The 26,338-nt window shown below is 70.5% G+C and carries 19 protein-coding genes; 11 read left to right on the top strand and 8 right to left on the bottom strand.

All coding sequences use genetic code 11. From position 1 onward, the window contains the following. The first annotated feature begins 109 nt into the window (after positions 1-109). Entirely contained in the window at positions 110-1,552 is a 1,443-nt protein-coding gene (locus tag ACGFYQ_RS37455) for an endo-1,4-beta-xylanase (RefSeq protein WP_393751061.1), read from the top strand. Between the two features lie 81 nt (positions 1,553-1,633). On the opposite strand, the gene ACGFYQ_RS37450 is transcribed toward ACGFYQ_RS37455, so the two are convergent. Both ACGFYQ_RS37450 and araD read right to left on the bottom strand, forming a co-directional pair. Next, positions 1,634-4,105: a glycoside hydrolase family 9 protein gene (locus tag ACGFYQ_RS37450; RefSeq protein WP_393751059.1), complete on the bottom strand. Its 2,472-nt coding sequence runs from the start codon at positions 4,103-4,105 to the stop codon at positions 1,634-1,636. A gap of 291 nt (positions 4,106-4,396) precedes the next feature. After that, the gene (gene araD / locus ACGFYQ_RS37445) at positions 4,397-5,134 is read right to left on the bottom strand and encodes an L-ribulose-5-phosphate 4-epimerase AraD (protein WP_308296938.1); all 738 of its coding nucleotides are present in this window, start codon (positions 5,132-5,134) and stop codon (positions 4,397-4,399) included. A gap of 321 nt (positions 5,135-5,455) precedes the next feature. Between araD and ACGFYQ_RS37440 the strand changes: the two genes are divergently transcribed. Beyond that, a complete protein-coding gene (locus ACGFYQ_RS37440; RefSeq protein WP_374777184.1) occupies positions 5,456-6,532 on the top strand; it encodes a LacI family DNA-binding transcriptional regulator in 1,077 nt (358 codons plus the stop codon). A 145-nt stretch (positions 6,533-6,677) separates the two neighbouring features. Here the strand turns inward: ACGFYQ_RS37440 and ACGFYQ_RS37435 are convergent, their stop codons facing one another. The 5 genes from ACGFYQ_RS37435 to ACGFYQ_RS37415 all read right to left on the bottom strand — a co-directional run bounded on the left by ACGFYQ_RS37435 (position 6,678) and on the right by ACGFYQ_RS37415 (position 12,675). Next, positions 6,678-7,802, bottom strand: a complete 1,125-nt coding sequence (locus tag ACGFYQ_RS37435; RefSeq protein WP_393751056.1) for an aldose epimerase family protein — start codon at positions 7,800-7,802, stop codon at positions 6,678-6,680. 104 nt (positions 7,803-7,906) lie between these two features. Continuing rightward, positions 7,907-8,929, bottom strand: a complete 1,023-nt coding sequence (gene yjfF / locus ACGFYQ_RS37430) for a galactofuranose ABC transporter, permease protein YjfF (RefSeq protein WP_393751054.1) — start codon at positions 8,927-8,929, stop codon at positions 7,907-7,909. Next, positions 8,926-10,026, bottom strand: coding sequence for an ABC transporter permease (locus ACGFYQ_RS37425; RefSeq protein ID WP_393751052.1), 1,101 nt, complete (start codon positions 10,024-10,026; stop codon positions 8,926-8,928). Before ACGFYQ_RS37425 ends, yjfF begins: the two co-directional genes overlap by 4 nt. After that, complete coding sequence (locus tag ACGFYQ_RS37420) at positions 10,023-11,582, bottom strand: sugar ABC transporter ATP-binding protein (protein WP_393751050.1); 1,560 nt, start codon at positions 11,580-11,582, stop codon at positions 10,023-10,025. Before ACGFYQ_RS37420 ends, ACGFYQ_RS37425 begins: the two co-directional genes overlap by 4 nt. A 94-nt stretch (positions 11,583-11,676) precedes the next feature. Next, on the bottom strand, positions 11,677-12,675 hold the full coding sequence (locus tag ACGFYQ_RS37415; protein WP_112447263.1) for an ABC transporter substrate-binding protein: 999 nt from the start codon (positions 12,673-12,675) through the stop codon (positions 11,677-11,679). Positions 12,676-13,189: 514 nt separating this feature from the next. Between ACGFYQ_RS37415 and ACGFYQ_RS37410 the strand changes: the two genes are divergently transcribed. The 9 genes from ACGFYQ_RS37410 (at position 13,190) to ACGFYQ_RS37370 (ending at position 25,546) form a co-directional block, all read left to right on the top strand. Further along, positions 13,190-14,884 carry a ribulokinase gene (locus tag ACGFYQ_RS37410; protein WP_393751047.1) on the top strand — a complete coding sequence of 565 codons (1,695 nt, stop codon included), beginning with the start codon at positions 13,190-13,192 and terminating at the stop codon, positions 14,882-14,884. 82 nt (positions 14,885-14,966) lie between these two features. Continuing rightward, positions 14,967-16,478, top strand: a complete 1,512-nt coding sequence (gene araA / locus ACGFYQ_RS37405; RefSeq protein WP_393751045.1) for an L-arabinose isomerase — start codon at positions 14,967-14,969, stop codon at positions 16,476-16,478. A gap of 798 nt (positions 16,479-17,276) precedes the next feature. Then, positions 17,277-18,188 carry a MerR family transcriptional regulator gene (locus ACGFYQ_RS37400; RefSeq protein ID WP_393751043.1) on the top strand — a complete coding sequence of 304 codons (912 nt, stop codon included), beginning with the start codon at positions 17,277-17,279 and terminating at the stop codon, positions 18,186-18,188. Between the two features lie 477 nt (positions 18,189-18,665). Next, entirely contained in the window at positions 18,666-19,226 is a 561-nt protein-coding gene (locus ACGFYQ_RS37395) for an RNA polymerase sigma factor (protein ID WP_365951841.1), read from the top strand. Beyond that, on the top strand, positions 19,223-20,041 hold the full coding sequence (locus ACGFYQ_RS37390; protein WP_365951840.1) for a zf-HC2 domain-containing protein: 819 nt from the start codon (positions 19,223-19,225) through the stop codon (positions 20,039-20,041). The genes ACGFYQ_RS37395 and ACGFYQ_RS37390 overlap by 4 nt, the downstream gene beginning before the upstream one ends. Before the next feature lie 150 nt (positions 20,042-20,191). Then, complete coding sequence (locus ACGFYQ_RS37385) at positions 20,192-21,001, top strand: ABC transporter ATP-binding protein (RefSeq protein ID WP_393751040.1); 810 nt, start codon at positions 20,192-20,194, stop codon at positions 20,999-21,001. Then, entirely contained in the window at positions 20,998-22,359 is a 1,362-nt protein-coding gene (locus tag ACGFYQ_RS37380; protein WP_393751038.1) for a hypothetical protein, read from the top strand. The genes ACGFYQ_RS37385 and ACGFYQ_RS37380 overlap by 4 nt, the downstream gene beginning before the upstream one ends. Beyond that, positions 22,356-22,931 carry a hypothetical protein gene (locus tag ACGFYQ_RS37375; protein WP_365951839.1) on the top strand — a complete coding sequence of 192 codons (576 nt, stop codon included), beginning with the start codon at positions 22,356-22,358 and terminating at the stop codon, positions 22,929-22,931. Before ACGFYQ_RS37380 ends, ACGFYQ_RS37375 begins: the two co-directional genes overlap by 4 nt. 539 nt (positions 22,932-23,470) lie before the next feature. Beyond that, positions 23,471-25,546, top strand: coding sequence for an ATP-binding protein (locus ACGFYQ_RS37370; RefSeq protein ID WP_393751035.1), 2,076 nt, complete (start codon positions 23,471-23,473; stop codon positions 25,544-25,546). Between the two features lie 15 nt (positions 25,547-25,561). Here the strand turns inward: ACGFYQ_RS37370 and ACGFYQ_RS37365 are convergent, their stop codons facing one another. Beyond that, the gene (locus ACGFYQ_RS37365; protein ID WP_393751033.1) at positions 25,562-26,023 is read right to left on the bottom strand and encodes a hypothetical protein; all 462 of its coding nucleotides are present in this window, start codon (positions 26,021-26,023) and stop codon (positions 25,562-25,564) included. Positions 26,024-26,338 lie beyond the last annotated feature (315 nt).

Below are 26,338 nucleotides of genomic sequence, written 5' to 3'. Positions count from 1 at the left end.
ATCATTACGCGCTCATGAGCGTCCCTTTCCCATGGACGCGGGCGTCGTTCACGCGGATTCACAATGCCGCGATTCAACCCTTCCGTGATTTCTTTCTGGAGGCTCATTCATGGGCTCACAAGCCATTCCCCCATCCACCGTCCGCCGGAAAATAGGCGGCCTGTGTGCGGCCCTGGTCGTCGGCGTCCTCGGTACGGCCGCCGCGCTGGTGGCGCCGCCGGCCTCACACGCCGCCGAGAGCACGCTCGGCGGCGCGGCGGCGCAGAGCGGCCGGTACTTCGGAACCGCCATCGCCTCGGGCAGGCTGGGCGACTCGGCGTACATGACGATCGCCGGCCGCGAGTTCAACTCGGTGACGCCCGAGAACGAGATGAAGATCGACGCCACCGAACCCCAGCAGGGCCAGTTCAACTTCGCCGCCGGTGACCGCGTCTACAACTGGGCGGTGCAGAACGGCAAGCAGGTACGCGGCCACACCCTGGCCTGGCACTCCCAGCAGCCCGGCTGGATGCAGAACCTCAGCGGCAGCACGCTGCGGCAGGCGATGACCAACCACATCAACGGCGTGATGGCACACTACAAGGGCAAGATCGTCCAGTGGGACGTCGTGAACGAGGCCTTCGAGGACGGCACTTCGGGAGCCCGGCGCAACTCCAACCTGCAGCGCACCGGCAACGACTGGATCGAGGTCGCCTTCCGCACCGCGCGCGCCGCCGACCCGGCCGCCAAGCTCTGCTACAACGACTACAACGTGGAGAACTGGACCTGGGCCAAGACCCAGGCCATGTACACCATGGTCCGGGACTTCAAGCAGCGCGGCGTGCCGATCGACTGCGTCGGCTTCCAGTCGCACTTCAACAGCGACAGCCCCTACAACAGCAACTTCCGCACCACCCTGCAGAGTTTTGCAGCCCTCGGCGTCGACGTGGCCGTCACCGAACTCGACATCCAGGGCGCCTCGGGCACGACCTACGCCAACGTGACCAACGACTGCCTGGCCGTCCCGCGCTGCCTCGGCATCACCGTCTGGGGCGTGCGCGACACCGACTCCTGGCGATCGGAGCAAACGCCGCTGCTGTTCGACGGCAACGGCAACAAGAAGCCCGCCTACACCTCCGTGCTCAACGCACTCAACGCCGGTTCCTCCACCCCCACTCCGACCCCCACGCCCGGGTCCGGGCAGATCAAGGGCGTCGGTTCAGGACGCTGCCTGGACGTGCCCGGTGCCGGCACCACCGACGGCACCCAGGTCAACCTGTGGGACTGCAACAACCGCACCAAGCAGCAGTGGTCGTACACCGCCGCAGGCGAGCTCAGGGTCTACGGCGACAAGTGCCTGGACGCCGCCGGCACCGGCAACGGCACCAAGGTCCAGATCTACAGCTGCTGGGGTGGCGACAACCAGAAGTGGCGCCTCAACTCCGACGGATCCATCGTCGGAGTCCAGTCCGGCCTCTGTCTCGACGCCACCGGCAACAACACCGCCAACGGCACCCTGATCCAGCTCTACTCCTGCTCGGGCGGCAGCAACCAGCGCTGGACCCGTACCTGACGACCTGCCATGGAGTGGCGCCAGGACGATCCTGGCTCCACTCCGTCGTCCGTCGCCGGGTGGGCGGGGCGTGACGATCGTTCAGGAGCAGAGTGCACCGTTGAGCGTGTAGCGCGCCGGCATCGCGTTGGTACCCGAATACGTCGCCTGGAAGCCGAAGCTCACGCTGCCGCCGGGTGCCAGTGCTCCGTTCCATCCGGTGTCCCGGGCGGTGACCGTGCTGCCCGACTGGCTCACCGTGGCGTTCCAGGCGTTGGTGATCCGCTGGTCACCTGCGAAGCTCCAGCCGATGGTCCACCCGGATACCGCCGAGGTTCCGGTGTTCTTCACCGTCACCGTCGCCGTGAAGCCGTTGCCCCAGGCGTTGTCGATCCGGTACGCCACCGCGCAGGAGGCCGCCGAAGCGTCGTCGTCCGCCTCCGTCGCCGTGAACGTCGCCGACTGCACGCCAGGACCACCGACCGCGAACGTCGCGCTGCCCGACGACGCGTCGGGGTCCTGCGCGGCGAGGACCGAAACCTGCCGCGCCGTCGCCCAGTCGGCCGGGGTGAACACCAAGGTCGCGGCTGCCGACAGATCCTCGTCGCCCGAGTTCCGGGCCACCGTCACCGTCACGTTCTGCGCGGGCGCGGCCGAGAGCCGCACGCCCACCGGCGCCGAGCCTCCCTCCGGGACCGTCACAGGCGCCGGTGCCACCTGGACCACGGGCACCGCCGGGACGCTGCGCCGCTCAGCCGCGAAAGCCGCCAGCCAGGCCAGCGAGGCGTTCCAGTTGATGGCCACCTCGTTGGTGGAGTACGAGCCGATGTCGTCCACGTAGCACGCCGCCGGTGCGCAGCCCGCGAGCTTCTCCTTGGCCACCGGGTCCTCCAGCCCCGCGTTCGGCCCGCCCGCGAAGGAACCGGCCGGCGGGTGCGGCAGCGAGGCGTCGTTCTGATGCGCCCAGAACCGGTGGTGCTGGTTCTCGGAGTAGCGGTCCCCGTACCCGGTGACGTAGGAGAGGTCGAGTGCGTTCCGGCCGAGCAGGTAGTCCAGGGACTCCAACGCTCCGGCCCGGTAGCGTTGTTGTCCGGTGAGCTCGTATGCGACGGCCAGCACCATCGCGTTGTTGGTGACGGAGCTGTTGGAGCCCCAGACGTACGCGGTGGCGGGAAGCGGCACCGCGTAGCCCTGTCCGGCCATGGTGGTCAGGTGGCCATCGGCGGCCGTGGTCAGCAGGCCGCGCAGCCGGGCCACGTCGTCGGCGGGCAGGGCCGCCCCGGGGACGGTGGCGAGGGTGATCCGGCCGAGCGTCGCGGTGCCGCCCCACCAGAACCCGTCGACGGGCTTGGGGTGGTGCGCAGAGGAGGTGACGGAGTCCCGGTACTGTGACTCGCCGGTGGTGGCCAGGAGTTCCGCCGCCGCCCAGTAGAACTCGTCGGAGACGTCTGCGTCCTCGTACGCACCGCCGCCGGTGTTGTCGGTCGCGAGAGCAAGCACGTTCGGGTTGGCCTTGGCGGCCGTCCAGGCGCGGCGGGCCGCGTCCAGGCAGCGCGCGGCGAACGCGGCGTCGTACGGCGCGTACACCCGTGCACATTGCGCGGCCGAGGCCGCCAGATTCAGCGTCGCGGCGGTCGACTGCTTGTGCAGCTCACGTTGCTCGGAATCGAGTTCGGGCCGGGTCGGCAGAGCGGTCCACTTGGCGTCGTGCATCTTGTGAAAGGCCATCCCGGCCATCGGCTTCCCGGCCGGAACCTGCATCCGCAGCAGGAACTCCAGCTCCCAGCGTGCCTCGTCCAGCACATCCGGCGTCCCGTTGCCACGCTCCGGCACCCGCAGCGTCGCGTCTCCGAGCGCCGCGTCGCCGCCCGAACGGCTGGCCCGTTCGAAGGAGTTGACCATTTCCCAGACGGAAATGCCCCCGTTGACCACGTACTTGCCTTGATCGCCCGCGTCGTACCAGCCGCCGCGCACGTCCAGTTGGTAGTCGCACACCCCGGCCTGGCAGGGGACGCTGGTGTCGCCCTTGTTCGGGGCGACGCCCAGGTGCCCGGCGGGGCGGGCGTAGGCGCTGCCGCCCGCCAGGGCCGCGTCGATCGCGATACCGCTGCGTTGCTGGTAGAAGAACGACATGCTGTCGGCGCGCAGTCCGTCGTACAGCGATGCGGAGATGTCGAAGGGGTGGCTGGTCCGGCCGTCGACGACCAGGGTGAAGCCAGCCCCTGTGCCGGTGTACGCACCGAAGTCCACCAGGTGCGTGGACTGGCCGGACGCCTGATCGGCCCCGCGCACCGCTGTGGCACCCGAGGCGACCACCGTGCCGGAGGCGTCGCGCAGTTGCCAGGCGAGCGGGGCGGTCGCGGAGCTGGCCACGGTGGCCCGCTTGGGGCCGTCGGGCAGGTAGCCGAGCTGGTTGACCCGTACAGGCGTGTCGGCAGCGGCCGCCACGGTGGCGGCAGCCGCGACCGGAACGGTCAGGGCGGTCGTGGACAGGCCGCCGACGGCCAGCGCGAGGCCGGCGAGCGCAGCGGCCGCGCGACGTGGCACGCCGCGGGCGGAGGTGACAGGAGGCACGGTAAAGCCTTCCTCGGGGGCTCGGAGTGGGAGCGCTCCCAATCAAGCCAAGCGCCTGACGAGGACGTCAAGTCACCTGCCTGGGACGGCGGTTGACCGTCCTTCATCCGAGAACAGGCCAACTACCACCACAGCTTCGGCGCACGTTGAACCGGTGGCGCGAAATCGCCGATCAGAGGCGGCGCCGGCCAGGCGGCCGGCTCCCGGGCAAAGTCGCGCCCCGGCACAGGGTCGACGCAAGCGATCCGTCCCGCGCCGCCGCAGCGGGTAACGGCGAGACGGTGCGCGGCTTCAGACGCTCGGGGTGTGCGGGACGTTGCCGTAGTAGGCGTCCGGTCCGTGCTTACGGGTGAAGTGCCGCTCCAGCAGATGCTTCGGCGGTTCGGAGGCTTCCCCGAGGCGGGACCCCAGCGCCAGCGTGTGCAGCGCCATCTCCGCCACGGCCTCGCAGACGATGGCGTTCTCCAGCGCCGCCTTCGCGGTGGCACCCCAGGTGAAGGGTCCGTGTCGTGAAACGAGTGCTCCGGGGACCTCGTCGGCCAGCCGGGGGTCCCCGTCGAGCCGGGCGACGATCACCTGTCCGGTGTTGTACTCGTAGTCCCGCGCGCACTGCTCGGCGGTGAGGTCCTCCGTCACGGGAACGGGCCCGTTGAAGGTGTCGGCGTGCGTCGTGCCGAGTACGGGGATCGGGCGGCGCGCCTGAGCGAAGGCGACGGCGTGCGTCGAGTGCGTGTGGGTGACGCCGCCGATGGAGGGGAAGGCCCGGTAGAGGCACCGATGGGTTTCGGTGTCGGTGGACGGCCTGAGGCGTCCCCCGACGACCCGCCCGTCCTCCAGCGCCACCACCACCAGGTCCTCCTCGGTGAGGTCGGCGTAGGAGACGCCGGACGGCTTGATGACGAAGACGCCCGCGTCTCGGTCCACTCCGCTGACGTTTCCCCAGGTGAGGGTGGCCAGACCGGCCTCCGGGATGCGCAGGTTGGCCGCGAGGACCTCACGACGGAGGTCCCCCAGGAAGGTCTCGCTCACTACGCTCTCACCATCTCTCCGGCATGCGCGGCGGGTTTCTCCGGGACCGCTGCCCGGCAGGCTCCCCCGCGGTCGCGCATGAGTGGACTGGACTGATCGGGGCCGCAGCACATCGCGGCTGGCCCACCTCGGCCGCCCCGATCAGATTGTGAGCGCTAACAAGCAGCAATCTCAAGAGGTACGAGGAGATTCCTGCCCACAGCATGCGATCAACGCTGCATAATGTGAACGCAAACATCTACACCTGGTCGACAATCCTCCGGTCGGTCCGAGATGTGTGCGGGCCGCGGCTGGTTCGGTACCTTGAGGGAAGGCCGCTCGATGAGGAAAGGAAGAGAGTTGACCCAGCTCCCAGACGTCTCGCGAGCGCCCACGATGACGGACGTCGCGCGCGTCGCCGGCGTGTCCCATCAGACCGTTTCGCGGGTGCTCAGCGACCACCCGAACGTCAGCGCCAAGACCCGGGCCGCGGTGACTCAGGTCATCGAGCAGCTGGGGTACCGCCGCAATTCGGCGGCCAGGGCTCTGGCCACCCGCCGGACCCACACGCTGGGCGTCATCGCGGTGAACACCACTCTGCACGGCCCCGCCAGCACCGTGGCGGGAGTGCAGGAGGCCGCTCGGGACCGCGGCTACCTGACGTCCGCCGTCACGCTTCGGACCGCCACGCAGACGGCTCTCGCCGAAGCCATGCAGCACCTCGCCGGATGGGGCGTGGAGGGCATCGTCGCCGTCACTCCGCAACGCGCCGCGGTGCGCGCCCTGGCGGCATTGGAGGCACCGTGCCCCGTGGTCACCGTGGAAGGCGGCCACACCCTCGACCTGCCGGGGGTGTCGCTGGACCAGAACCTCGGCGCCCGCATGATCACGGAGCACCTTCTCGCGTCGGGCCACGCCACGGTGTGGCACGTGGCGGGCCCCCCCGACTGGCTCGAGAGCGAGGCCCGCACACAGGGGTGGGAGGACGCGCTGCGCGATGCCGGCGCCGAGGTGCCGCCCGTGCTGCGAGGCGACTGGAGTCCACTGTCGGGATACCAGGCCGGCCAGCAGCTGGCGGGGCGGGTCCTGGCATCACGAGGGCAGGGAGCCGGCCTCACCGCGGTGTTCGTCGCCAACGACCAGATGGCCCTCGGTGTCCTACGGGCCCTGCGGGAAGCGGGCCTGCGGACGCCCGAGGACGTGGCGGTCGCCGGCTTCGACGACATCCCCGAGGCGGAGTTCTTCCCGCCCCCGCTGACGACGATCCGCCAGGACTTCGCCTCGCTCGGCCGCGACAGCATCGGGCTGCTCCTGGACCACATCGAGGGCAGGACCGACGAGTCGACCCACCTGGTGGTGGCGCCCGAGCTCATCGTGCGCGCCAGCACGGCCCGCAGGATCGCTCCCCCCGGCGAATGACCCCCACGTGCCCGGCGGTTGACCCCTCTCGCAGGAGGCCGGGCCCCGGGGGCACCTTCGTACGCGGGAAACCGGGCGCAGGCACCAAAGCCGCTGTCCGGTGCCCCCCGGCACCGGACAGCGGCTACGGCCGCCGCCGCCCCTCTCAGGCGGCGACCGTGGTGAAACTGTGGATCGTGGTCGACCGGTACAGCTCGCCCGGGCGCAGGACGACCGTCGGGTAGTCGGGGCGGTTCGGGGAGTCCGGGAAGTGCTGGGTCTCCAGCGCGACCCCCGCGTAGGCGTGGTACGGCCTGCCTGCCTTGCCCGTGATGTCACCGGTCAGGCCTTGCGCGGTGTAGACCTGGATGCCCGGTTCCGTGGTGCGCACCTCCATGCGGCGGCCGGATGCGGGGGCGTACAGCACAGCGGCCTTACGAGGACTGTCTCGCCGGGCGTCGTCGAGGACCCAGTTGTGATCGAAGCCTCCGCCGGCGAGGGCCAGTTGCGCCTCCGTATGGGTCAAGGCGTCGGAGAGACGCCGGTGCCGGCGGAGGTCGAACGGGGTGTCGCTGACCGGGCGGTGGGAGCCGTCGGGGATCAACTCGGCGTCGACGGGGGTGTAGAGGGGGGCCGCGACCTGGAGGTGGTGGGCCAGGACGTTGCCGCGCCCCTCCCCTTCGAGGTTCCAGTAGGCGTGGTTGGTGAGGTTGACGATCGTCGGGGCGTCGGCGACCGCCTGGTACGACATCGTCAGGTTGTCGTCGCGGTCCAGCGTGTAGGTGAGGCGCACGTTCAGGGCACCGGGGAATCCCTGGTCGCCGTCGGGGCTGTGCAGGAACAGACGGACACCGGTGCGGTGCGCCGAGTGGAAGGGTTCGCACCGCCACAGGCGCTGGTCGAACCCGTCGGGACCACCGTGCAATGTGTGCCCGGTCTCCTGGGTGGCGAGCCGGTGGGTGACGCCGTCGACTACGAGCCCGCCGCGTGCGATGCGGTTGGCGTAACGGCCCACCGTCGCACCGAAGTAGCGTGCGGAACCCTCGCAGGCGGCGGGGTCGCGGGGCGCGAGCACCACGTCAGCGGTGTGGCCCCAGCGGTCCGGCAGGATCAGTGAACGGAGCCGGGCGCCGCGCGTGTGGACCTCGGCACGGGCCCTGCCGGGGAAGCCGAACCGCCACCTCTCCCCCGTTCCGCCATCGTCCAGACGCAGGGGGCGGGCCGTCCGCGGACAGGCGGCCGTCTGCCTGGGCTCGGCGGCCTGGTCGACAGATTCGTATGCGTGTTCCATGACGGCATTCCCTGGAAGTCGGTCCACCGGATGCGCGCCGGGACCAAGCTGTGATCGCGGCACGCGAACGCGGTGGCACGGGCGGGTGGGCTGCGGAGCCGGAGTCAGTCGGCGGCGGGGCGGCGGCCGCTCATCAGGCGTTGCAGCACGATGAACACGAGCAGCAGGGCACCGATGACGATCCGGGTCCACCAGGAGCTGAGCGTGCCCTGGAAGTTGACCACCGTCTGGATCGTGCCGAGGACGAGCACGCCGAGGGCGGTGCCCAGGACGAAGCCGGAGCCTCCGGTCAGCAGCGTGCCGCCGATCACGGTGGCGGCGATCGCGTCGAGTTCCATGCCCATGGCGTGGAGGGCGTAGCCGGAGAGCATGTAGAAGGTCAGCAACAGGCCGCCGAGTGCGGAGCACAGGCCGCTGACGGCGTATGCGGCGATCTTGGTGGAGCCCGTCGGAAGACCCATCAGCCGAGCGGAGGACTCGTTGCCGCCCAGCGCGTACACGTTGCGGCCGAAGCGCGTGTGGTGCAGGACGACGAAGGCGATCACCAGCACGGCCAGGGCGATGACCACCGGGATCGAGACGAACAGTCCTCCCGGGCCGTACAGCCGGGTCTGCGCGATTCCCGCCGTCGTGGGGTCGCTGATCGTGATGGATTCGGTGCTGATCGTGTAGCAGAGCCCGCGGGCGAGGAACATGCCGGCCAGGGTGACGATGAACGGCTGGATCTCGAAGGTGTGGATGATCCAGCCCATGAGCGTCCCGCTCCCGGCGCCGACGAGCAGGACCAGGGGGATGACGGTGGCCAGGGGCCAGCCGTGCGACTCGACCAGCCAGGCGGTGAGCATGGTCGACAGGGCCACCATGGAGCCGACGGACAGATCGATGCCGCCGGTGAGGATGACGAAGGTCGCCCCGACCGCGACGACCAGGAGGAATCCGTTGTCGATCAGCAGGTTCAGTACGACTTGCGCCGAGAGGAAGCCCTCGTAGCGCACCGATCCGACGCTGAACATGACGGCCAGCAGGACGGCCGTGACGATCAGTGGGATACGGGTGCGGGTGCGCGGGGACGCGGTCGCGAAGGGGCGGGTGAGGTGCGCGGCGGCGCTCGCGATGCCGGTACTCATGCGCGTACCTCCTGCTGCAGCGGGGCGGCGCCCGCCGTGGTGTGGGATCGGGGAGTGGTCGTCCTGCGGCGGCGCAGGACCTTCGCCCGGAAGACCGGGGCCTGCACGAGGCAGACGACGATGACGACGAAGGCCTTGAAGACGAGGGTGGTCTCGGGTGGGACGCCGAGGGTGTAGACGGTGGTCGACAGGGTCTGGATGATCAGGGCGCCCAGGACGGTGCCGCCGAGGGAGAAGCGTCCTCCGGTCAGTGCGGTGCCGCCGACGACGACGGCGAGGATCGCGTCGAGCTCGATCCACAGGCCGGCGTTGTTGCCGTCGGCGCTGGAGACGTTGGAGCTGATCATCAGTCCGGCGACGGCGGCGCACAGGGCGCTGAAGACGTAGACCAGGGCGAGCAGGCCGCCGGCGCGGATGCCGACCAGGCGGCTGGCGGCGGGGTTGCCGCCGACGGACTCGATCAGCATGCCGAGTGCGCTGCGGCGGGTGACGAGGGCGGTGAGCGCGACGAGGGCGGCCGCCAGGAGGACGGCGAACGGGAAGGTCAGCCAGTAGCCCCCGCCGATCATTTTGTAGGGGGCGCTGGTCACCGTGACGATCTGGCCGTCCGTGATCAGCTGGGCGACGCCGCGGCCCGCGACCATGAGGATCAAGGTGGCCACGATGGGCTGCACCCCCAGCCCGGACACCAGGAAGCCGTTGGCCAGGCCCAGCACGAGGGCGACGCCGAGCGCGAGGGCGACGGCCGTGAGCAGAGTGGCGACGCTGCCGGCATGCGCGGCGGTGGAGATGTGCCCGCAGGCGAGGGCGCCGGCGATGGCGACGGTGGAACCCACCGAGAGGTCGATCCCGCGGGTGGCGATGACCAGGGTCATGCCGAGCGCCACCAGGATGAGTGGCGCACCGAACTGGAGGATGTCGATGAGGCTGCCGTAGAGATGGCCGTCGCGTACGCGGACGGAGAAGAAGTCGTGGTGGAACGCGAGGTTGCCGAGGAGCAGGGCGAGCAGGATGAGCGCGGGCCACAGCAGGCGGTGGCCGGCCAGCCGTCTCCCGATCGCGGCGGCCGCCTCGGACTTGGCGGGCTGGGTGGTCATGAGTCCGTTCCGGTGGCGATGGTGGTGAGGAGGCGTTCGGGCGTGACGGTGTCGTCGTTCGCGAGGGTGGCCACCATGCGGTGGTCGCGGAGCACGGCGATGCGGTGGCTCAGGCGCAGGACCTCTTCGAGTTCCGCCGAGATGAACAGCACGGCGGTGCCTTCGCCCGCCAGGCGGGCCACGAGTTTCTGGATCTCCGCCTTGGCCCCGATGTCGATGCCCCGGGTGGGTTCGTCGAGGATCAGGAGCCGGGGTGCGGTCAGCAGCCAGCGGGCGAGGAGGACCTTCTGCTGGTTGCCTCCGCTGAGGTGGCGCACCTGCGCTTCGGGGTCGGCGGGGCGGATGTCCAGGGCCTCTGTCCAGTGCCGCGCCAGTTCGTCCTGCTTCGCACGGGCCAGCGGCCTGGTCCAGCCGCGGGCGGCCTGCAGGGCGAGGACGATGTTCTCGCGGACCGTGAGCTCGCCCACCAGTCCCTCGGACTTGCGGTTCTCGGAACAGAACGCGATGCCCCGGGCGATGGCGTGGCGGGGGCTGCGCAGGACCACCTTCTCGCCCTCGATGCTCACTTCTCCGGCGTCCGCGCTGTCCGCGCCGAACAGGAGGCGCGCCACCTCGGTGCGGCCCGAGCCCAGGAGGCCGGCCAGTCCGATGACCTCGCCGGGATGGATGTCAAGGTCGTACGGTTCGATCGAGCCCGTACGGGTCAGCTGTCGGGCCTGGAGGAACGGCTCGCCGGCCGCCCGTTCGGCCGCCTCCTCGTGGGCACGACCGGACAACTGGTCGAGGGTGGCCAGTTCTCCGCCGATCATGCGCTGCACCAGCGTCACCGGGGTGAGATCGCCGATGGGGTACTCGCCCTCCAGGCGCCCGTTGCGCAGGATCGTGACGCGGTCGCAGAGATCGAACACCTGGTCGAGGAAGTGCGTGACGAACAGGATGGCCACACCGCGGTCCCGCAGGCGCCGCACCAGGGTGAAGAGCTGGGCGACCTCCTCGCGATCCAGGCTGGAGGTGGGTTCGTCCAGCACGAGCACCTTCGCCGAGACGTCCACCGCCCGGACGATGGCGACCAGTTGCTGCACCGCCAGGGAGTGCGAATCGAGCAGACTGGTGACGTCCAGATCAAGGTCGAGTTCCGTCAGCAGCTCTGCCGCCCGCTGCCGCATCGCGGACCAGTGGATGAGACCGAACCGGCGCGGTTCGCGCCCGATGAGGATGTTCTCGGCTACCGAGATGTTCGGGCAGAGGTTGACCTCCTGGTAAACGGTGCTGATTCCGGCCTGTTGCGCCTGGAGGGGGTCCGTGAACGCGTGGGGCCGGCCGCCCACGAGGATGGCGCCGCCGTCGGCGGGGTGGACACCGGTGAGCACCTTGATCAAGGTGGACTTCCCGGCGCCGTTCTCGCCCATCAGGGCGTGCACCTCACCGGGGAAGAGCCGCAGGGCGACTCCGTCGAGGGCGAGCACGCCCGGGAACCGCTTGCGGATGTCGTGGGCTTCCAGGACCGGCCGCGGGCCGCCGGCGCCCGTGGCCGGCGGGGTGGACGGATGCATCATCCGCCCTCCTCTCATGTGTGGGGTGGTGGAGCGGGCTCCGGAGGGTGAAGGAGGCACCGGAGCCGGGCCTCCTCCGGCACCAAAACCTGTCGCGTCAGTAGTTCCGGGACGGCAGGGCGGCCGCGGCCTTGTCCTGCGGGAAGACGCCCTCCTGGGTCTCGACCCGGGTCGGCACGCTCTCCCCCGCCACGACCTTCTTGGCCAGCTCCATCAGCTGGTCGCCGAGCATCGGGTTGCACTCCACCACGACGTTGATCTTGCCCTCGGTCATGGCGACGAAGGCGTCCTTGATTCCGTCCACCGAGATCACCTTGATGTCCGTACCGGGCTTCTTGCCGGACTCCTCGATGGCCTGGATGGCGCCGAGGGCCATGTCGTCGTTGTGGGCGTAGAGGACGTCGATGTCCTTCTGGGACTTCAGGAACGCCTGCATGACCTCCTTGCCCTTGGCGCGGGTGAAGTCGCCCGTCTGCGAGGCGACGATCTTGAACTTGCCGTCGGCACGGATGGCATCGGCGAAGCCGGCCTTGCGGTCGTTGGCGGGTGCTGAGCCCGTGGTGCCCTGGAGCTCGACGATGTTGACCGGGCCCTGTTCGTTCGCGTACGCGCCGGTCAGCCACTCGCCCGCGGACTTGCCCTCCTTGACGAAGTCCGAGCCCAGGAAGGTCTTGTAGAGGGAGGTGTCCTTGGTGTCCACGGCCCGGTCGGTGAGGATGACCGGGATGCCCGCGTCCTTGGCCTCCTTGAGCACCGTGTCCCAGCCGGACTCCACGACCGGCGAGAAGGCGATCACATCGACCTTCTGCTGGATGAAGGTGCGGATCGCCTTGATCTGGTTCTCCTGCTTCTGCTGCGCGTCGGAGAACTTGAGTTCGATCCCGGCCTTCTTCGCCGCCTCCTGGACGGACTTGGTGTTGGCGGTACGCCAACCGCTCTCGGCGCCGACCTGGGCGAAGCCCATGGTGATCGTGCCGCCGGAGCCCGTCTTGGCCCCGGAGGCCGGGGCGGAGGCGGGACCCTCGGTCGAGCAGGCGGTCAGCGCCGAGGAGGCGAGAAGGGCGACGGTGAGGACGAGGGCTGCTCTGCGAGCCATGACGGGTGTCCTTTCGGGGGCTACGGATGAGGCTCGGCCGGTGCCGGGCTGCGCCCGTGGTCATGGGCGTGGCGGGGCCGGGGCGGGGGCCGGGGGCGGGGGCGGGGGCGGGGCGACAGGAGCGGGATGCCCTTGAGGGGGCGCCGTCGCATTGTGAGCGCTAACAAGCCGGGTTCTCAACCCCTTTGCGCGCGTTACCTGTCCGTTACCCCGTCACGTGCGACAACAACGCTGACTCCATCCGTTCGCGCGACCATCGACCCCGCCTACCCGAATCGGAGTCCTCAACCCGCCTCGCACCAAAGGCATATCGAGCCGCGGCCCCGTATACGAAGGCCGCCGCACCATGAGGGTCTCCCACATGATCCACGCAGACCCCTTGCCTATCGACATTGTTAGCGCTCACACTGCAAGCTCATCGGATCCTCCGCCGACCGCCAGGATGGTCGGGACGGCATCTCCGGCTGCCGGGCCGCGCCGCGTGCCGCCCACGGCTCCTTCGAAAGGCACTCTGTTGACGTCACCCCATCTCCTCGCGCCCGCCCCTCCTTCCGAGGAATCGGAGCAGTACACGGTCGGTGTCGACTTCGGCACCCTGTCGGGCCGCGCCGTGGTGGTGCGGGTTCGCGACGGTCAGGAGCTGGCCGCGGCGGTCCACCCCTACCGGCACGGCGTCATCGACCGGTACCTGCCGCAAGGCGGTGCGCCGCTGCCTCCGGACTGGGCCCTGCAACACCCCCAGGACTGGCGGGACGTACTGCGTCGCGCCGTCCCGCAGGCCCTGGCGGCGGCCGGGATCGATCCCGCCGCGGTGATCGGCATCGCCACCGACTTCACCGCCTGCACCGTCCTGCCCACGCTGGCCGACGGGACTCCCCTCGCCGAGACCGAGCTCGCCGGACGGCCCCACGCGTGGCCCAAGCTGTGGAAGCACCACGCCGCCCAGTCCCATGCCGACCGCATCAACGAACTCGCCCACGCCCGCGGGGAGAAGTGGATCGCCCGCTACGGCGGCCGGATCTCCGCCGAGTGGCAGTTCGCGAAGGCGCTCCAGGTCCTGGAAGAAGACCCGCTCGTCTACGACTGCTGCGCGCGGTGGATCGAGGCCGCCGACTGGATCGTGTGGCAGCTCACCGGAACCGAGTCCCGCAACGCCTGCACCGCCGGATACAAGGGCATCCACCAGGACGGCGCCTACCCGAGCGAGGAGTACCTGGCCGCGCTGAACCCCCGGTTCGCCGACTTCGCACGCACCCGTCTCGAATTCCCCCTCTCCGCTCTGGGATCACGAGTGGGCTCGCTCAGTACGGAGGCGGCAGCGTGGACAGGGCTGCGCCCCGGCATCGCCGTGGCCGCGGGCAACGTCGACGCCCATGTCACCGCGGCGGCGGCCCAGGCAGTCGAGGACGGACAACTGCTCGCCATCATGGGGACCTCCACCTGCCACGTCGTGAACTCCCCCGTCCTCGCCGACGTCCCCGGCATCTGCGGTGTCGTGGCCGGCGGGATCGTCGAGGGAACCTACGGCTACGAGGCCGGCCAGAGTGCGGTCGGCGACATCTTCGCCTGGGTGCTGGACCAAGGCGTCCCGTCGGACTACCTCGCCGAGTCCGCCGAGCGCGGCGAGGCCCTGCACACCCTGCTGACCCGGAAGGCCGCCGGCCAGCCGGTCGGCGGACACGGACTGGTCGCCCTCGACTGGCTCAACGGCAACCGTTCGGTCCTCGTCGACCACCACCTCTCCGGAGTCATCGTGGGTCTCACCCTCGCGACCCGCCCCGAGGACGTCTACCGCGCACTGCTCGAAGCCACCGCGTTCGGCACCCGCGTCATCGTGGAGGCCCTGGAAGCAGGCGGCGTACCGGTCCACGAGTTCATCGTCGCCGGCGGACTGGCCAAGAACGAACTGCTGATGCAGATCTACTCCGACGTGCTGCGCCGCCCCGTCTCCCTGGCCGCGTCCGACCAGGGCCCCGCCCTCGGGTCGGCCATCCACGCCGCCGTAGCCGCCGGCGCGCACGGCGACGTACGGACGGCCACCGCCGCCATGGGCCGCCGGCTGCCGGCCGTCTACCTGCCCGACGCCACCCGGGCCGAGGCGTACGACGCCCTCTTCGCCGAATACCGGCTCCTGCACGACCACTTCGCCACGGGTGGCCTGCTGCACCGCCTCAGGCACATCCGCGACACGACCCACACCGCGGGCTGACCCCCGCCCCGTTGTCCGTTCCCGCATTCCACCCGCCCGCCGCCCTCACCACCGTTGCGGGACGTCACCTTCAGGAGTCCATGTGCCCAGCCGAACATTCCCCGCCCAGGAAATCTGGTTCCTCACCGGCAGCCAAGGCCTGTACGGGGAGGAGACGCTGAAGCAGGTCGCCGAACAGTCGCTGCAGATCGCCGCCGCGCTGGCCGACGCCTCCGGCATTCCCGCGCGCGTGGTGTGGAAGCCGGTACTGACCGACGCCGACGCCATCCGCCGGGTGTGCCTCGACGCGAACGCCGACGACCGGTGCATCGGGCTGATCGCCTGGATGCACACCTTCTCGCCGGCCAAGATGTGGATCGCCGGACTGGACGCGCTGCGCAAGCCGTTGCTGCACCTCCACACCCAGTCGAACGTGGCCCTGCCCTGGGACACCATCGACATGGACTTCATGAACCTCAACCAAGCCGCCCACGGAGACCGCGAGTTCGGGCACATCCAGACCCGTCTGGGCGTACCCCGCAAAACGGTGGCCGGCCATGTCACCGATCCCGAGACGAGCGCACGCGTCGCGATCTGGGCGCGGGCGGCCGCCGCACGATCCGAACTGGCCACCCTCAAGGTCGCCCGCTTCGGCGACAACATGCGCGACGTGGCCGTCACCGAGGGCGACAAGGTCGAGGCCCAGCTGCGCTTGGGCGTCTCCGTCAACACCTACGGCGTCAACGACCTGGTGAAGGTCGTCGACAGCGCGGACGAGACCGACGTGGCTTCCCTCGTCGAGGAGTACGCCGACCTGTACGACCTGGCGCCGGAACTGCGACCGGGCGGCGAACGGCACGACGCGCTGCGTTACGCGGCCCGCATCGAAGCCGGCCTGCGCACCTTCCTCCAAACGGGCGGCTTCGGGGCCTTCACCACCAACTTCGAGGACCTGGGCGGACTGCGCCAGCTGCCCGGCCTCGCGGTCCAGCGGCTCATGGCCCAGGGGTACGGCTTCGGAGGAGAGGGCGACTGGAAGACCGCCGTCCTGCTGCGCGCCCTCAAGGTGGCTGCCGCCGGCCTCCCGGGCGGCACCTCCTTCATGGAGGACTACACCTACGACCTGACACCCGGCAACGAGCTCATCCTCGGCGCACACATGCTGGAAGTCTGCCCCACCATCGCGGCCGCCAGGCCCAGCTGCGAGATCCACCCCCTCGGCATCGGCGGGCGGGAGGACCCGGTGCGGCTGGTGTTCGACGCGGCACCCGGCCCGGCCGTGGTGGTCGGGCTCGCCGACCTCGGCGACCGCTTCCGCCTGATCGCCAATGACATCGACGTGGTGGCATCCCCTCACCCGCTGCCCGCACTGCCCGTCGCCCGCGCGGTCTGGCGGCCCCGCCCCGACCTGCGGACCTCCACAGAATCCTGGCTGACGGCCGGAGGACCGCACCACACCGTCCTCAGCACCGCCCTGGCCTCCGACCACCTCGACGACCTGGCGGAAATGCTCCGCCTGGAACTCGTCCTCATCGACGAGACCACCACCCCGAAGCAGTTCCGGCGCGATCTCCGCTGGAACCAGGCGTACTACCGGCTGGCACTGGGACTGTGAACCAGTTGAAGGCCAGCCCGGTCCGCGCAGCCGGGCGCCGGCCGACCGGCCTCGACGATCGATCCCCGCCCCTGCCTTGAGCCGCCGAGCCTCAGCGGGCGTCTTCCACCACCTGAGCACAGGCCCGGGCCCGTACTGATCCTTCAGGCGCAGTCGATGTACCTCCAGAACCAGTGGCGCCGCATCAAGCGCGCCAACGAGGGATTCCCCCGGCGCGCAACTTGTGCACCGTCAGGCCGGTCTCGTCGAACGGGTGTCGCCGCTTGCCCGGACACGCGCACGACGTGACCGGCCGATTCCGTCGGATGCACCCGCGCGGAGGAGAGGCAGCCGTTTTTCACGCTTAACTGTCGTGGCTCGTGGCCTTCCTCGTCGACGACGACCTGCTCTTCGAGGACGAGCAAGGGCTGCGGGCGACAGCGGCCGCGAACCAGTGGCTTCGCCTGCGGCCGACGGAAAACTGCCCGGCGCCCTCGTCATGGGGTACGTACACGCGCATCCTGCGGGACTGGTCGGTGTCCGCCCAGCTACATGGGGTGGAGATCTTCGACAGCCCGAGACCGGCTGAAGGCCCTGCTCAGCACGTATGCGGTGGACCGTTCGAGTGGCGATCTCAAGCCGCGGCTCGGGGCTGATGCGCCTTCGCTGAGCCCCGTCGTGTGCCAGGTCCTCACGAGCTCCTGTGGACCTGCATGACCGCCACGGCAAGCGGCGGAAAGCCCCTCGACGTCAAGATCCACCGGCTCGCGCGCCCGGGCGCTTGAGTCTCCAGCGGCTGGAGGGTCCAGGATCTCGCCCATGGAAGACGAACGCCCCGACGTGCTCACCATCGGCCAGCTCGCGCACCGCACCGGCCTTCCGGTGCGCACCCTGCGCTTCTGGTCGGACGAGGGAGCGGTGCCGCCCGTGGGCCGCTCCGCGAGCGGCTACCGGCTGTACGACGCCGAGTCCGTGGCCCGCGTCGAGCTGGTCCGCACCCTGCGGGAGCTGGGCCTCGGGCTCGAGGACGTGTGCCGCGTCCTGAGCGGCCGCACCACGGTCGCCGAGGTCGCCGACGCGCACGTGGCCGCGCTCGACGCGCAGATCCGCTCCCTCAAGGTGAGCCGGGCCGTCCTGTCCACCGTATCGAAACGTGGTTCGACCGCTGAGGAGACAGCACTGATGAACCGGTTGGCACGGCTTTCCGCCGCCGAACGCAAGCAGATCATCGACGAGTTCAAGGAGGAGGTGTTCGGCGGTCTCGACGTCGGCCCGCGCCTGCGTGACCGCATGCGCACCTTCAGCATCGAACTGCCCGACGACCCCACACCCGAGCAGGTCGACGCCTGGATCGAACTGGCCGAGCTGGTGCGGGACCCCGGCTTCCGAGCCCGGATGCGCACCATGCTGGAGCTGAGTACCCCCGTCCCCGGGCAGAGTCGTGCCCCCGGGGCGTCCATCTGGTGGGCCAGGCAGGTCGTGCAGACCGTCGCGGAGGTGAGAAAGCGCGGGATCGCCCCCGAGGGACCGGCAGCGGCCGAAGTGCTGTCCGAGCTGTTCGGCGACGCCGATCGGGCCGCCGTGCTGTTGTGCCTGGAAGCCGGGATCGAGGCAGGGGCGGAGCGTTACCGCAGGCTCGTTGCCCGCGTGCGCGGACAGTATTCGTCTCCCGACGCGTCCGAGGAGCTGGAGTGGCTGGCGCGAGCCCTGCGTGCCGCGGATCAAGCCTGACCGGCCGTACCGCCCCTGCCCCGCGTGGGTTGAAGCGAAGCGACCACCGGTTCCCGATCCGCCTCGTGTGATCACGGGCTGGGTGCAGCTGCCGCTCTTCACCACGGTCCGGGACTTTCACCGGTTCGACCGGGAACGGCACGCTGACCTGGCCAACCCTTGGCTTGTCCGGGCCCCGCAGACGGCCCGAGCCCTGGGCGAGGCCCGCGGCTGGAGCCGCTGGATCACCAGAGACGGCATCTTCGAGCACGGCAGCGACCGGGCCCTGGTCATCATGCTGTCCGGCCACTGCGAGGGCGAGTCGATCCGGTACTCCGAGCTCTCCCCCCGCCCTATTCCGCGAGACCGTCCAGACCAGCGAAGCTACCGCTGCATAGCGGCGAAACTTCAGGTGAGTGGAACCCACGGGTTTTCCCACATGTGGCCGGGATCACGTCGGTGGGAAAACCTGCGGCCCGGCTCGGGCGTCTAGGAGGTGTGAGATCAGTCAGAGCAGTGCTGCACGAGTTGGACGAGGAGCGTCTCGTCCGGCTGGTGGCCAAGGGCGACCGTGCCGCGTTCGAGGAGTTGTACCGGCGTACGTCGCCGTGGATGGCGGTGCGGCTGCGCCGCCGCTGCGCGGACGAGCAGATCGTCGCCGAGGTCATGCAGGAGACGTATCTGGCGGTGTGGCGCGCGGCGGGTGCGTTCGCGGGGGCGTCGGTGGGCGGGACGGCCGTCGGCTGGCTGTGGACGATCGCGGCGCGGCGCCTCGTCGACGCCTTCCGGCGTAGGGCCCACCACGCGGAGCCGCCGCTGGCCGCCGCTCTCCCCGACGCGGCGCCTGCCGCCGAGGAGGAGGCGCTCGGACCAACCGTCGGCGGTGACGTCGGCGACGCGCTGCGGCGCCTCGCGCCGGAGCTCAGGCAGGTACTGCAGGCCATGGTGCTCGACGGGCTGTCCGTCCGGGAGACCGCGGTCCTGCTCGGGCTGCCGGAGGGCACGGTCAAGACCCGTGCCCGCCGGGCCAGGATTGCGATGCGGAGGGCGCTGGTATGAGCGTGGAGCATGCGTCGATGCGGATCATCGACGGTTACGCGCGCGGCGACACGGACATCGCCGCCGACGAGTTGTGGGCTCTGGAGGCCCACCTGGAGGCGTGCCGGGTGTGCCGTGACCGGCTGTCGGCCGCCGTTACGGCGCAGGCGTCCGCCGTGGCGGCACTGGTCGACACGGTGTGGTCCGGCCTCGGCCCCCAGTTGGCCGCCACCGCCACGATGCCGCGCCGGCGGCGCTGGTCGGCGTGGCTGTCGGCGTGGATGACGCCGGTGATGGTGCCGTGGCTGGCCATGGTCGTGAGCGTGACACTGCTCGCTCTCCTGCTCGACCTGGTCGGCACCGGATCCAGCGAGGTGTCACTGGTACTTCTGCTCTCCCCGGTCCTGCCCGTGCTCGGCGTCGCGGCGTCGTGGTCGCGCGGGCTCGACCCGGCGTACGAGCTGACGGCCTCGGCGCCCAGGGCCGGGCTGTACCTGGTGCTGCGGCGCACCGCCTCCGTGCTCGCCGTGGTCGTCCCCGCGCTGCTGGCGGCCGGCTGGGTGACGGGGATGACGGCCGCGCAGTGGCTGCTGCCCTGTCTGGCCTTCACCTCGACGACCCTGGCGCTCGGCGGTGTCGTCGGCGTGACCCGTGCGGCCGTTGCGCTGGTGGCGGTGTGGGCCGCCGTAGTCGTGGCGCCCACCCTGGCCGCCAGCCGTACGACCTTCGCCCTGCAGACGGACGGTCTGCCCGTGTGGGGGCTGATCCTCGCGCTCGGCATCGGTGTCGTGATCGCCCGCAGGGGCGCGTACTCCGTGCTGGGAGCCCATCGATGACCATCGGCCTCGCCAGTGTGTCCTTACCTGGCGATCTTGTCGCGCGCATCCCAATGAGTGGCTGAAACACCACAGCCACACCGGCATGCCTGGATCTCCCGGTCCTACGAGTGACCGGAATCAACCCACCAACAACGTAAGGAACACCACATGATGACCGCGGTGAGCGCGGCTGACATCGCACCGACGGCCTACGCCTGGGAGATCCAGGCCATCGGGCTGAAGGTCAGAGTCGGCAGGAACCGGATGGCGGTCGACGGGCTCGACCTGAAGCTCGGCATCGGCGTACACGGTCTGCTCGGCCCCAACGGGGCGGGCAAGACCACCCTCATCCGGACGCTGGCCACCGTGCTGAGCCCCACCGAGGGCACCCTGGAGCTGCTCGGCGAGTCCGCGGGCGGCATGGGCGAGCACCGTGCGCTGCGCCGCCGGATCGGATACCTGCCGCAGGAGTTCGGCTACTACAAGCGCTTCACGGTGCGCGAGTTCGTCGAGTACATGGCGTGGCTGAAGGAGGTGCCCAAGGCGGACATCCCCGGGGCGGTGCAGCGCGCCGTGGAGCGGGTGGGTCTGGCGGACCGCGCCGACGAGAAAATGAAGGCCCTGTCGGGCGGCATGGTGCGCAGGGTCGGCATCGCACAGGCCATCGTCAACGACCCGACGATCCTGCTGCTGGACGAGCCGACGGTCGGCCTGGACCCGGCGCAGCGGCTGCGCTTCCGCGAGCTGCTTCAGCAGCTCGGCACGGACACGTGCGTGGTGGTCTCCACCCATCTGGTGGAGGACGTAGCCGCCGCCTGCACCGACGTGGTGCTCTTCGCCGAGGGCCGGCTGGTCTTCCAGGGCACCCCGGACGAGCTGGCCGCGGCGGGCGGCCCCGAGCACGTGGGCGACAGCCCCCTGGAGCGCGGCTACTCGGCGCTGCTCCTGACCCCCGAGCAGACAAGGGGCACCTGGTGAACGTCCGCGTCCTGCGTATCGAGCTGAAGCGCTCCATCGCGCCGTGGGCCGGCGTCGTGGTCCTGGCGACGGCGCTGGCGTTCCTGTACCTGGTGGACGCCGCGTGGTGGAGGGGCACCACGGCGTGGACGGCCCAGTGGACGTCCATGGCCCTGTGGACCCGCGCCCTGCTGGGCTACCTGTGGCCGCTGGCCGTGGGGCTCGGGGCGCTGCAGGGCCTGCGCGACCACCGCTCGAAGGTGTCCGAGCTGCTGACGACCACATCGCGTCCCGCCTGGCACCGCGCGGCCACGCTGGCGGGCGCGACGGCGATCACGCTGGCCTCGGCCTTTGCGCTCCTCGTCCTCGTGGGCGCGGTCCAGGTGCTCCCCAACACCGAGTACACGCACGTCGGATGGCTGCCGATCTCGCTGGTGGGGGCACTCTCTCTCGTCGCGGGAGCCGTGCTGGGCATGGGGGCCGGGCGCGCCCTGCCGTCCGCGCTCACCCCGCCCGCGCTGGCCATGGGCGCCTTCGTGTTCACGGCCCTCATGCACATGTCGTTGGGCACGGAGCCGAACCGGGTCTCGCTGCTGTCACCGGCGGTGCAGGAGGTGCGCGAGGTACTCGTCACGCTCTCCGCCTCCGTGCACGTCGGGCAGACGATCTGGCTGCTCGGCATGGCCGCGACCGGCTTCGCGCTGCTGGTCGCCGCGACCCCGCGCGCCCGGCTGATCGCCCTGACGCCCGTCCTGGCCGGCGCGGCGATCGCCCTGCTCGTCCTCCCCTCCGACCCGCGCCGGATGTATGTCCTCGACAAGGCCGCCGCGGAGCTGGTGTGCGACGGTCCGGTGTGCGTGACCAAGACGCACCAGGCGCGACTCGCCGACCTCGCGGGTCCCGGTAAGGAGGCGCTGCGCCTGCTGCACGGCGCCCTGGGCGGGCAGGCGCCGGTCTCGGTCCGGGAGAACACCGCCGTACTGCCGGACGGCTCCACGCCGCAGTGGTCCGGCAAGACCGTGCTCTTCGACTTCGACGACAACATCATCGCCGCAGCGAAGGGCGAGGAGCTGACCTGGGCCCTGATCGCCAAGGGCATGGTGCCAGGGTGCACCCCCGTCGGCTGGAGCAGCTTCGGGAATGATGAATTCGCGCAGACCGTCGCCGTGGGCTGGGTCCTCGGGGACCTCAGGTCGCTGCCCGGCACAGGGTCAGCAAGTTTGCGCCGCGAGGTCGACGCCGCGGCCCGCCCGGTGTGGACGGAACTCAAGGCGCTGCCGCGGGCCGAGCAGCTCTCGCGGATCAACGCGATGCGCGCCGCCGCGCTCTCCTGCAAGGGCGACGCGTTCGATGCACTGAACGGCGGTGCGTCCCGATGAGATGGCTGACGCTGTACGCACGCTCGCGTCAGGTACCCGCGTCACTCGCCGCAGTGGTGATCAGCGCGGTGGCGGTGTGGGCACTGCTCCGGGACGGGGGCGAGGGACCCGGTGATCCGCGCCTGCCCGTGCTCATCCTCGCTACGGGGGCGATGGCAGCCTCGATCGGGCTCAGCGGGCAGGACCTCGCGCTGGACCGGACGGCCGCGATCCGCTGGGTGCCCCGAAGAGCAGCACACGTGCTGCTCATCGGCGCGGTCGTCGGCACGGTGCTGCTGACCGTGCAGACAATGGGCGAGGACATGGCCACCACCGCGTTCGTCGTCCGGGACAGCGCGGGCATGATGGGACTGGTCGCCCTGGGCGCGGCGCTCTTGGGCGGCCAGTACGCCTGGACGCTGCCGTTCACCTGGCTCTCGTTCTCGTTCTTCGCCCCGCCCCCGACAGGTGTGCCGATGCAGGTGGCGACCTGGATGCTGCTGCCGCCCGGCACGGCGGCGGGCACCTGGACGGCCCTGGTCCTCACGGTTGCCGGCACCGCGGCCTACGCTGTCGCGGGACCGAGACGGTAGCCGGACCGGGCCACCGGATCGGGGCACGGCCGTGATCGTGTGCGGATCCGCCAGCGGTGCCGTCGATGCCCGTACGGCAGCCGCCGTGCGGGAGACAACGTGCCCGCGCCCGCGTCCGCCACGCCGGGCACCGCACAGGTGCGGTGTCTGCAGTCATCCACCCGAAGGTAGGCGACCGGCGCGGTGGTGCCCGGGCAACTGGCGGGCCCCGAAACCTGGCCCGGATCCGCGGCGCGACACGGCAGGTACTTCTCGTCACCGGCGAGGCCGAGGAATCCTCCAACCACCCAGCCGTACCGGTGTACGGATCCGGGCCGAGAGCCAAGGCGCCGCCTGGCCGGGCCCACGACGCTCAGAGGCCGCACCAGGCTGCCATACCACCAGTCGCCCTCGAACCCGCTCAGCGCCCAGTGATCGCCATGGAGCCGCCGTGCCGAGGGAGAGCCAAGGCAACGCCCACAGACCGCAACCGCCACGTGAACCTTTCCCCTCGCTTTCCCCTCCACTGACCAACCGATACACAGGCATGGGAGATACAGATGTCCGACGACCCGAGCCTCGAAGGGGCGCAGCTGTACGGCCGGCTGCGTGCCGCACGTCGGGGACTGTTCGTGGGACGCGAGGCAGAGATCGGGTTGTTCCGAGAGGCTCTTGGCGGCCGTCCCGACGATGCCGACACGCTGGCGGTTCTGTGCCTGCACGGCCCGGGCGGGATCGGGAAGTCGACGTTGCTGCAGCGGTTCGAGGACGAGGCCGAGGCGGCGGAAAGGCCTGTGGTCCGCGTCGGTCTGCGAAGGACCACCTGCTGGCCCGTGCTCTGGGGGGTGTGGGCGGACCAGGTCCGCATGCACGAGCGAGCCGTCCTGCTGGTGGACGACGCCGACCAGTGCGAGGCATGGGAGGAAGAGTTTCCCCACCGCTTCCTCCCGCTGCTTCCGAGGGGCACTCTCGTCGTCATGACGGCCCGGCGCGCACCGGCCGACCGGTGGGCCGCCGACTCCGGCTGGCGGCGGGCCCTGCGCGTCGTCCGGCTTGCGGAACTGGCCGCGGACTCTGCCGCAGAGCTGCTGCACTCCGAAGGAGTGCGGCCGGAACTGCACGAGAAAGTGCTCGACTTCGCCGGCGGGCACCCCCTGGCACTGCGGCTGGCCGCTGCGACCGCCGCCTACGGCCCGACACACCCGGCGATGTGGCACCCGCCCCACGATCTCGTCCGGAGACTGCGCGATCACCTCGTCGGCGACGTGCCCTGTCCGGATCACCTCCGGGCCCTTCAGGTGTGCGCCCACACGCGGGCGACCACGGAGGATTTGCTGAGGGAGGTCCTGCCCGGCACGGCGCCGGCGCCGCTCTTCGACTGGCTTCGCCGACAGCCCTACATCGACTCCGGTCCGAGCGGGCTGTCTCCGCACGACGCGGTGCGCGCGGTCCTCGACGCCGACATGAGGTGGCGAGACCCGCAGGGGTACGCGGACATGCATGAGCGGGTACGCACCCATGTGGTCTCCCGCGCCCTCACAGCCAGGGGCCCTTCCGCCCTCCCCGCAGCCATGGCTCTGACACACCTTCACCGGCCGGGTGGCTTCATGGGGCGCTTTGTGACGTGGCAGGAAGCGGATTCCGTCCATGAGGACCACTACCACTCCCGGGATCGCGAAGCACTGCTCGGGCTCACCGAGCGCGCCGAAGGCTCTCAGGCGGCGGCTGCGGCCGGGTTCTGGCTCGCCCGCCGCCCACACGCCTTCCGGGTGCTGCGCCGGACCGACACCGGCGAGCCCGTGGCTTTCGCAGCATGGCTGGAGCTGCGGAAGCCCGATGGGCCGGAGACGTCCGCCGACCCGGTCCTCGCGACGGTGTGGGAGCACTGCCGCGCGACCGCACCGCTGCGCGACGGCGAGCACCTCGCCGTCGCGCGCTTCCTCGTCCCACCCGATGGTCAGCAGGGGCCGTCGCCGATCACGGACATGCTGCTGCACCGGGTGCTCGCCCAGATCCTGCACTCGAAGAACCTGGCCTGGTCCTACGTCGCCCTGGCCGGTACGCAGTGGTGGCGCCCGTTCTTCACCCACCTCGACCAGCATCCGCTTGCTTCTGCACCCCGCACCGACGACCGCGTACCCATCCTGTACGCCCACGACTGGCGCGCCATGCCCCTGCGGCAATGGCTCACCGTCATCGGACGGCTCGAACTCGACGGGACGGATCCGCACGCGGGACGGGACACGCCCGACACCGGTGAGCCGGCTGCACTGAGCCGCACCGAGTTCGAGCGTGCCCTCCACGACGCCTTCAGGAACTGGCACCGACCGGCGGCGCTCCAAGCCAACCCGCTCACCCGCAGCGCACTGCTCGCCGGATACGAGGAAGCAGACCCCGCGGCCCGGGTGCGGCACGGGCTGATGGACGCCGTCGACGCACTGCGCGAGAACCCGGGCACCGAGCCCTTCCACGCCCTGCTGACGACGACGTTCATCGACTCGGCACGCACCAGACAGTCCGCCGCGCTGCGTCTGGGACTGCCGTTCGGAACCTACCGGCGCCACCTGACGAAAGCCCTGCACCAGGTGAGCGACCACCTGTGGGTTCGCGAGCTCTGCCGCAGGGCCCATCCCTGAAGCCGCGTGCCCGGCCTACCAGGCCAGGTGCAAATCCGGGCTCTCCGCCCTGTCCTTGTCGGCGAACATGCAGTTCAGGTGGAGCACCGTGCGGTACGTGCCGCGTACCCCGCCGGCCGGCTGCTGGTACACGATGCGGCCCGAGGCGTAGCGGGGTGTCTCCCGGTTGCTGTTGCCGTTCGGTCCGACGTACGAGATCTGCAGAGAGCACGGAGCCTGCTGCATGACCGGGGTGACGTAAGCGTCCGGGTACACGCTGGCCCCACGGGCACTGATGCAGGTGCGGACGTCGAGGATGGTACGCAGCTGGCGCGGGACGGGGCTGCTCGGATCCGGCACGGAGCCGACCAGCCGGCTCGTCCCACACCCGCCGCCGCTGGTTGCTGCCGCGGTACCCGGCATCACCGCGACGGCCCCGGCCGCCATCAGCAGCGCCAACACCGTGTTGCCGGACCTGCGTATCGCCTTGCTTGCCATCGGACCTCCAAGGCAGACATGTCGGTGCACCTGATGCGCACCGCGTGTTCCCGATCATGGTCGGGGAACGTGTCCATCCGAGGGCCCAAGGGGAGTCCACTGCGGCCCACTCATGCCCGGACCCGTCACGCCGGGCACGGCCGGGAGGCAGTGCACCGCACGAGGCCCCGGACCGTCACGGTCCCGGGGCCTGCACGCCCAGCGGCGCCCGGAACAGGTCCACGAGCAGGAAGTCGCTCCGCGCCACCCCTGAGCAGCCGTGGACGCGCGGATCGCCGGAGATGGCCGTGCCGGTCCAGCCCCACCGGTACTGGT

The sequence above is a fragment of the Streptomyces sp. NPDC048258 genome, assembly GCF_043201995.1.
Lineage (GTDB): Bacteria > Actinomycetota > Actinomycetes > Streptomycetales > Streptomycetaceae > Streptomyces.
This window is presented reverse-complemented; position numbering and strand designations above follow the sequence as displayed.

What these genes read in the sequence shown, in the direction of transcription:
- ACGFYQ_RS37455 (WP_393751061.1), top strand. Translation starts at nt 110, where the DNA reads ATGGGCTCACAAGCCATTCCCCCATCCACCGTCCGCCGGAAAATAGGC.
- ACGFYQ_RS37440 (WP_374777184.1), top strand. Translation starts at nt 5,456, where the DNA reads ATGAGGAAAGGAAGAGAGTTGACCCAGCTCCCAGACGTCTCGCGAGCG.
- ACGFYQ_RS37435 (WP_393751056.1), bottom strand. Translation starts at nt 7,802, where the DNA reads ATGGAACACGCATACGAATCTGTCGACCAGGCCGCCGAGCCCAGGCAG.
- yjfF (WP_393751054.1), bottom strand. Translation starts at nt 8,929, where the DNA reads ATGAGTACCGGCATCGCGAGCGCCGCCGCGCACCTCACCCGCCCCTTC.
- ACGFYQ_RS37425 (WP_393751052.1), bottom strand. Translation starts at nt 10,026, where the DNA reads ATGACCACCCAGCCCGCCAAGTCCGAGGCGGCCGCCGCGATCGGGAGA.
- ACGFYQ_RS37420 (WP_393751050.1), bottom strand. Translation starts at nt 11,582, where the DNA reads ATGATGCATCCGTCCACCCCGCCGGCCACGGGCGCCGGCGGCCCGCGG.
- ACGFYQ_RS37415 (WP_112447263.1), bottom strand. Translation starts at nt 12,675, where the DNA reads ATGGCTCGCAGAGCAGCCCTCGTCCTCACCGTCGCCCTTCTCGCCTCC.
- ACGFYQ_RS37400 (WP_393751043.1), top strand. Translation starts at nt 17,277, where the DNA reads ATGGAAGACGAACGCCCCGACGTGCTCACCATCGGCCAGCTCGCGCAC.
- ACGFYQ_RS37390 (WP_365951840.1), top strand. Translation starts at nt 19,223, where the DNA reads ATGAGCGTGGAGCATGCGTCGATGCGGATCATCGACGGTTACGCGCGC.
- ACGFYQ_RS37385 (WP_393751040.1), top strand. Translation starts at nt 20,192, where the DNA reads ATGATGACCGCGGTGAGCGCGGCTGACATCGCACCGACGGCCTACGCC.
- ACGFYQ_RS37375 (WP_365951839.1), top strand. Translation starts at nt 22,356, where the DNA reads ATGAGATGGCTGACGCTGTACGCACGCTCGCGTCAGGTACCCGCGTCA.
- ACGFYQ_RS37370 (WP_393751035.1), top strand. Translation starts at nt 23,471, where the DNA reads ATGTCCGACGACCCGAGCCTCGAAGGGGCGCAGCTGTACGGCCGGCTG.
- ACGFYQ_RS37365 (WP_393751033.1), bottom strand. Translation starts at nt 26,023, where the DNA reads ATGGCAAGCAAGGCGATACGCAGGTCCGGCAACACGGTGTTGGCGCTG.